Origin of the sequence: Bartonella sp. AA126HLJHH, assembly GCF_042197425.1 — a bacterium.
In the GTDB taxonomy this organism is placed as follows: Bacteria; Pseudomonadota; Alphaproteobacteria; order Rhizobiales; family Rhizobiaceae; genus Bartonella.
On sequence record NZ_JBHIRU010000033.1, the window covers coordinates 1 to 7,923 of the forward strand.

2 protein-coding genes are annotated in these 7,923 nt (G+C 35.4%); one reads left to right on the plus strand and one right to left on the minus strand.

What is annotated here, in order from left to right:
- Positions 1-467 (minus strand): POTRA domain-containing protein (locus ACFIQC_RS08815; RefSeq protein WP_375707055.1); only part of this gene is annotated, 467 nt, incomplete at its 3' end.
- Between the two features lie 599 nt (positions 468-1,066).
- Between ACFIQC_RS08815 and ACFIQC_RS08820 the strand changes: the two genes are divergently transcribed.
- Positions 1,067-6,031, plus strand: a complete 4,965-nt coding sequence (locus tag ACFIQC_RS08820; protein ID WP_375707056.1) for a DEAD/DEAH box helicase — start codon at positions 1,067-1,069, stop codon at positions 6,029-6,031.
- Positions 6,032-7,923: the final 1,892 nt, after the last annotated feature.

The window sequence follows — 7,923 nt, forward strand, 5'->3', positions numbered from 1 at the left end:
GGAATATAAAAACGCGCCGTTACATAGCCTTGATCCAAATAAACTTTGGTTAACTTCTTGATTAAGAGCTGAATATCAAAAAGACCGATACATCTTCCAACATAAGGCTCTGTTACGGCTGATATAGAGCGCTTTTTGACATGCTGCACTCCCTCAACAACAAGAGCATGAATGGGAAAACATTGTTTCCCACCCAAAAGCGTTTCTGGATTTTGCTCTGAAGGCGTCTTTATCCTTTTAGGCGTTAAAGACCGTAATTTCTCAATTCTTTCTAATTGCTGCTTCTCAGATTGTTGGCGAGAAAAATTATCGGTTGGGGAATGAAAAATAGCCGATGACCGCGCATAAACACTTACACCTGTAAACAAGCCAAAGAAAACAACAATGGCACGAAAAATTCTCAAAAGAGAACTTTGGCGTAAAAATACAGAAAACAATACAGATTGCCCCCGCTTTGCACTATTCATGAAGCATTCTTTAAAAGAACTTCATGGCACCTCTAACAAGTCCACTCAAAACAGCCACTGCCCTATGACGCTTTTAACAAAAGCACATGCCTCCGTTACCAAAGAAAAGTGACACTAGAAAAACTGCTTTATTTTAACTGCTGAAGATTTCTCCCCCACATTTATGTAGAAAGACCTCTAAACAAAACTGTTTAGCCCGTCAATGGTTAATACATCAATATCCCCATAAATATAAAGGATAAATTTGCTCAACCATATCCCCTTGCATTCATAGAGTGAATCTCCAAAGAACGCCTTATCTATGAGTTTTGAAGGTTTTGAGAAACCTTCAAAACCTATCTATAAAACCTATCAAAGCACATAGTGCATTTGTCTTGATTAACACGTGAAACGAATAGCAAATTTCACTATTTTGCTGATCTTACCTCATGTCATAGGCTGTGGATAAGTAGCCTTTAATAAAATTTCTTTTTAAGCAGGTTGTGGGTCTTTTTTTATTTTATTATTGCTATTTGTTTTAAATAGATCTAGCAGATTCTATTTAAAGTTTTTTGACATCGATAGATCAACGCTTATAAAGCGGTGGGGTTTTATTATAAATGCTTCAATCTCATAACAAACCACTGACATTACGCTCTCTGTTACAATCCTACCGTGATCATACAGAAAGTGCGCGCGATAGAGGAACTTCTTTTGAAAAGTTTGTAATTGCTTATTTGACGCAAGACCCTCTACAATGCCAAGAATATGAAAAGGTTCAAACCTATTGTGAATGGGCAAAAGAGCATGGTGAAGATGGGCGTGATATCGGCATTGATCTGGTTGCTAAAATTCGTGATGAAGAAGGATATGCCGCTATTCAATGTAAGTTTTATAGTGCAAATCATCAGATCAAGAAGGAAGATATTGATAGCTTTATTGCTGCCTCGGGAAAAAAGATCTTCACACGCCGTATTCTGGTTGATAGCACCGAAGGTAATTGGAGTAACAATGCCGATCTCACCTGTGAAGGACAAGGAGTCCGCATTCAACGGATTAATCTTTTTGATTTAGAAAACAGTCAAATAGATTGGTCAACCTTTGAAAGCAAAGGGGAAGCTACTCTTAAGAAAAAAGAACCGAAAAATCTTTTAGATCATCAACAAGAAGCGCTTAAAGCTGTTTGTGAAGGTTTAAAAGAAGCAGACCGTGGCAAGCTGATCATGGCGTGTGGAACGGGAAAAACCTTTACTAGTTTGAAGATAGCAGAAGCTCTTGCTGGTCAAGGTAAACGTGTTTTATTCCTTGTCCCCTCTCTTTCTTTAATGTCACAAACAATAAGAGAATGGACAGCAGATACAGCAATCCCCTTGCGTTCCTTTGCGGTGTGTTCTGATACACAAGTTGGCAAGCGTCGTAAAGCCCAAGATGATGCTGCCGAACTCGATGTCTCGGATCTCGCTCTACCAGCAACAACAGATTCTCAAAAGCTTGGAGAAAAAGCCAATAAGACTTCTCCTGATGCAATGACTGTGGTCTTTGCTACCTACCATTCGATACAAGTGATTTCGGATGCGCAAAAGAAATATGCTTTACCGGAATTTGATCTGATCATTTGTGATGAAGCACACCGTACCACTGGAGCTGTGTTAGGAACAGACAAGAGTGAATCTGAGTTTATCAAGGTTCATAATAATAGCCTTATTCGGGGCAAGAAACGTCTGTATATGACAGCAACCCCTCGTATCTTTAGTGATAATGCCAAAAAACAAGCTAATGAGATTGATGCTGTTCTGGCTTCTATGGATGATGAAGAGCTTTATGGAAAAATCCTTTATTCTTATAGTTTCTCCCATGCTGTAAAAAATGGACTTTTAACGCCTTACAAGATTATCGTTTTAGGTGTTGATGAAGGAGAAGTGAGTAAATCTATCCAGCATCTGATGACAGATGAGAATTATGAACTTATTCTTGATGATAGAACAAAGATCATGGGTTGTTATCAAGCTCTTACCAAAATGGATCTGAAAATTGATCTTGGGGATGATACAAGACCCATGCATCGGGCTTTGGCTTTTTGTAGAGATATTAAAACTTCTGAACGCATATGTAGAACATTCAACGATGAAGAAGTTAAGAAAGATTTACGTAATCTTCATGAAAACCATAAAAATATTCCCCCTCTTAACTGTCAAGTAGATCATATTAATGGAAAATCTGGTGCCAAAAACCGTACGATAAAACTTGATTGGTTGAAAGAAGATGCGGGTGAGAATGTCTGCCGTATATTAACCAATGTACGCTGCCTTTCAGAAGGTGTTGATGTTCCTTCCCTTGATGCGGTTATGTTTTTACACCCGCGTAAAAGCCAAGTGGATGTGATACAAGCGGTAGGACGTGTGATGCGTCGTGCAAAAGGCAAAAAGATGGGCTATATCATTTTGCCGGTTGGTGTTCCTGCTGGTGTTTCACCAGAAGAGGCATTAAAAAACAATAAGAGATACAGTGTTGTCTGGCAAGTTCTCAATGCTTTGCTTGCCCATGATGAGAATTTTAGTAAAACCCTTAACCAGATGGTCTTAGGGCAAGACGTAAGCTCTATCATCGACATTGTTACAGTTTCTAAAAAGACCGAATTAGAGAATGTTACCACGGTTATTGACGAAATCCAGCTCCACGAAAAATCAGAAAAATCCGGACTTTGTATTGGGACACAAGCTCATGAACCGCACCAAACATATGAAGGACAAGGAAGATTGCCCTTTTTTGTTGAGTTTCCCAATGCTCTCAAAACACTGATTGTTAAAAAATCTACTATGAGTGATTATTGGGGCATTTGGGCGAACAATGTTGCTGAGATTGCACAAAACCATATCACACGCCTTCAAACTATGCTTTCTGATCAAACAAGCGAAGCTTATCATGCCTTTGATGCGTTTTATAAAGAATTAAAAAACAACTTAAACAGTGAGATAAAGCAAGAAGAAGCGATTGAGATGTTAGCGCAACATCTTGTGACGCGTCCCGTGTTTGAAGCCTTGTTTGAGGGCAATGAATTTGTACAAAACAATGCCATTTCGCAAGCAATGGAAAAAATCTTAACAGAACTTGATAAAACAAATATTGAGGAAGAATCCAAGGAATTACAAGAGTTTTATGACAGCGTAAAGTTCCGTGCCTCTGGCATTACAGAACCACAGGCAAGACAAAATCTTATTATCAAGCTTTACGAAGATTTTTTTACCAAGGCATTTAAGAAAACCACGGATAGGCTTGGCATTGTTTATACCCCCGTTGAAGTTGTGGATTTTATCATTCATTCTGTTGATGATGTGTTGCGTAATGAGTTTGGAAAAAGCTTGGGGTCACGCGGTGTCTCTATTCTTGACCCTTTCACTGGAACGGGGACCTTTATCACAAGGCTTTTACAATCAAAGCTCATAAAACCAGAGGATATGGAATATAAGTTCCGTCATGATATCCATGCCAACGAGATTGTCTTGCTAGCGTACTACATAGCAGCCATTAACATTGAATCGACTTATCATAGTTTGATGAAAGGTGAGTATATTCCTTTTAAGCATATTGGTTTGGCTGATACGTTTCGGATGATTGAAAAGCAAGATCTGATGAAAGGTTTACTAGAGGAAAACAGTGCATATTTAGAACTTCAAAAAAAGCTCAATATTGAAGTAATCTTTGGCAATCCTCCTTATTCAACTGGTCAAAAAAGTGCTAATGATAATGCAAAGAATACGCCTTATCCGATATTAAATAACCGTATTGGTGAAACTTACGCCGCTCAATCTAAAGCAAGCCTTATGCGAAATCTTTATGATAGTTATATTCGTGCCATTCGCTGGGCAAGTGACCGTATAAAAGATTGTGGTGTGATTGGTTTTGTTACAAATGCAAGTTATATAGATACAAAATCTATGGATGGTTTACGCAAATGCCTAGTTGAAGAATTTTCAAGCCTTTATATTTTTCATTTACGAGGGAATCAAAGAACTTCTGGAGAACTTTCGCGAAAAGAAGGCGGTAAGATTTTTGGTGAAGGCTCTCGAGCCCCTATTGCTATCTCTATTCTCGTAAAAAATCCAAATGCACAACAGCGTGGTAAGATATATTTTCGTGATATTGGAGACTATCTCACGAGGCAAGAAAAGCTTACAATGATTGAATCCCTTGAAAGCATTGATGGTATTACACGAAGTAAACAAGGTTGGCAAATAATCACACCAGATAAACATGGTGATTGGCTTGGTCAACGTGATAACAATTTCAAAGCATTTTTAGCCATGGGTGTTAAGAAAGGTCATGGTAAAAAGCTTTTTGAAAATTTTTCGTGTGGTGTTGTAACTAGCCGTGATGCTTGGGTATACAATTCAAGCCATGAAATTTTAGCTAAAAACATAAGTAATATGATTGCCTTCTATAACAGTGAAGTAAAGCGTTTTAATAATGCTTATGGACATGTTGATCGTAAAACACTTACAAAAGTTGTAGACAATTTCGTCAATACAGATGCCAGAAAAATCAGTTGGAGCCGTGCTCTTAAACAAGATTTAGCAAAAGGAAAGATTTTTAAATTTGAAGCTACATGCCTTATGCAAAGTTTATATCGTCCTTTTACACAACAGTGGCTCTATTACAATCGTGCCTTTAATGAAATGGTTTTACAAATGCCGCGAATATTTCCGATAGGGGAAACGGTTGAAAATATGGTAATACAAATTACAGGTATAGGAGCAAGAAGATTTTCTGTATTGATGAATAAAGCCTTACCTAGTTTAGATGCAATAGAAAAAGGTCAATGCTTTCCAAGATATTTTTACGAACACACTCCAGTTTCAAAGAGTAAAAATAAAAACCAATCCCTTTTATTTACAAACTCTATAGAAGAAAGCACAACAGCTGGTTTACAAAGGCGTGATGCCATTACTGATGAGGGACTAGAACATTTTAAAGCCGCTTATCCTAATCAAACCATAACAAAAGATGATTTGTTCTATTATGTTTATGGGATTTTACATTCGGAAGATTACCGTGCTCGTTATGCTGATAACCTCTCTAAAGAATTGCCTCGTATCCCTTGTGTAAAGAATGCTGAAGATTTTTGGAAATTTGTGACAGCAGGACGTGAATTGGGTCATTTGCACGTGAATTATGAAACTGTAGAACCTTATCCCGTGACCTTTAAAAAGGGTAATCCAAAAGTTACAGAGATCTCTAATCCAGAAAGGTTTTATTACGTTACAGAAATGAAATTCGCAAAAGCAGGTAAAGAGAAAGATAAATCGATTGTTTTTTATAACAGCAATATCACAATAACAGATATCCCTCTTGAAGCTTATGAGTATATCGTCAATGGCAAGCCCGCTCTTGAATGGGTTATGGGGCGTCAATGTGTAAAGACTGATAAAAAGAGTGGCATTGTGAATGATGCCAATCACTATGCTGTTGAAACCGTTGGCAACCCTGCTTATCCATTAGAGTTGTTTCAAAGGGTTATTACCGTAAGTTTAGAGACAATGAAAATCGTTAAGAACCTACCAAAACTAGAAATTAGAGAAACTGAATAACTTAAAAGCGTGCTCACATAATGGGTATGATAAACTCACAACGGGTATAAGGTTTTATACCTATAGGTTCTATGCCCCTTTTATAAATTGCTTACATATAATCTTTAAAAGAATATTTTATATGCGTTATCATAAAAGATAAGGCTTTGCACTTTTTAACACTGTACTTTGGATTTCTTTAAGATTTTTAATAAATCCCATCTTAAAGTGAATACGCTTCTTTTACATTGCCTTTAAGAGGTTATACCGTAATCTAAAATGAGTGCTTTATTGTTATCAGAAGCTTTGTTTAAAGAGAGTTATGTATATTCATTTTCTTATATTACTTATAGGTTTTGAATGTTTCTCAAACCCCCAAAACACCTACAAAACCCTCTTAAATATATATTAAAGATTGTATTTATGTTTTGTGTTTAATATAGGTTGTTTATTTGAAAGATTAACTTATTGAAATATAATGACTTTTATTTTTTATTGAAAAATATGTAAAGGGGGGAGCGTAAAAAGCACCTCCAAAACCCCCTAAACCTCCAAAACTCATAACCATAATGGTCTTGATAGCATTTCATATGAATTACAAGCTATCTTTTGAAAGGCTTTAAAAGATCATATGCTTTTCATAAAGCACATTTTAATCATTCACTAAATCATAAGTTTATCTATTCAAATGAACTGATAAAATTCATAAAAAGGATTTTGATAACGTAATCAGTTTTTACTTTCATACGCTTTTTATAAGACGTGTTGGAATTACTTAATAAAATAATCTAGTTTATCAGTTCAATTTACTGACACATAATTGACAAGTTTTAATCAATTCACATCATTGGTTATCTTTAAAGATTGTACTCTTGATATGAATTATGTCTTAAAAACATTAACCTATTGAAATATTATGTGTTTAATTTTCTCTCATTTAAAAAAAATAATATAAGCTCTAAAAAGAACTGACAACACTGACACGGTCTATTAAAAGCGATTTTGCTGATCTCTATAATGATCAGTTTCTATTGAGATATTTTCATAACAGTCTATAAATCACAATTATCCTATTTATCGTTTCTCTTATGAAAATGAAAAATGATGCCATGGCTATAAAGAACATAACAACTATAGAGAAAGCAAAAATGCAAATGGAAGCATTTGTTTATAAAGACAGTCCCTATAAAGGCTGTTAAGTCTAAAATGTGTTATTAAAAGAAATTAACAGAAATCTTAAAAGCCATTTAGTGACAAAATTGATAGGTTATAAAGTTTAAAATACGCATTATGAGAGCGTTTCTAAATATTATAAATGTATAGATTCAGAAAATAACGCAATCGTTTCATAAAACCTATAATATAGCTTTAAAAGCACATGAATATAAAAGAAGCAATTAATAAGCATAAGATATTATCGATACACAACGTATTTAAAAAATACAAAAAATATCAAAAAAGATAAAATATTATTTGACAATAAATACGTATTTTGTTATATAAGTACTTAAGTGATCAAAACACTTTGTGATTAGCGGATAGATTACGAAACAATCTTTCCAAAGCTTTTAAAAACTGGCTATCTTTTATGCTATGATTAGCATATATGATAATTTTGTCGGGTGTAGTTACGCCATAAAATACTCTTATGAGAAAAGCGTAACAACGGACTAATCACCGTGTTTTGAACGCCCGACGCCCCTTATAGGGTGTCAATTTCAAAACTCTTGATTAGGACATATTAGTATGAATACTACAGTAAAAACCACCCCCGTTATCTCTTCTATTTCAAATGAAACTGCGCTTGTTAATCAACAAGAGCCTGCAAAAAAATATGAATTTATTGATGATTGTGAATATATCGATGGTCATTTCTTAACTCGAATTAGAGCCTTAAGAGATTTTGATGATGT

Bases quoted from the DNA above. Each gene is read 5' to 3' on its own strand.
- ACFIQC_RS08820 (WP_375707056.1), top strand. From the start codon at position 1,067: ATGCTTCAATCTCATAACAAACCACTGACATTACGCTCTCTGTTACAA.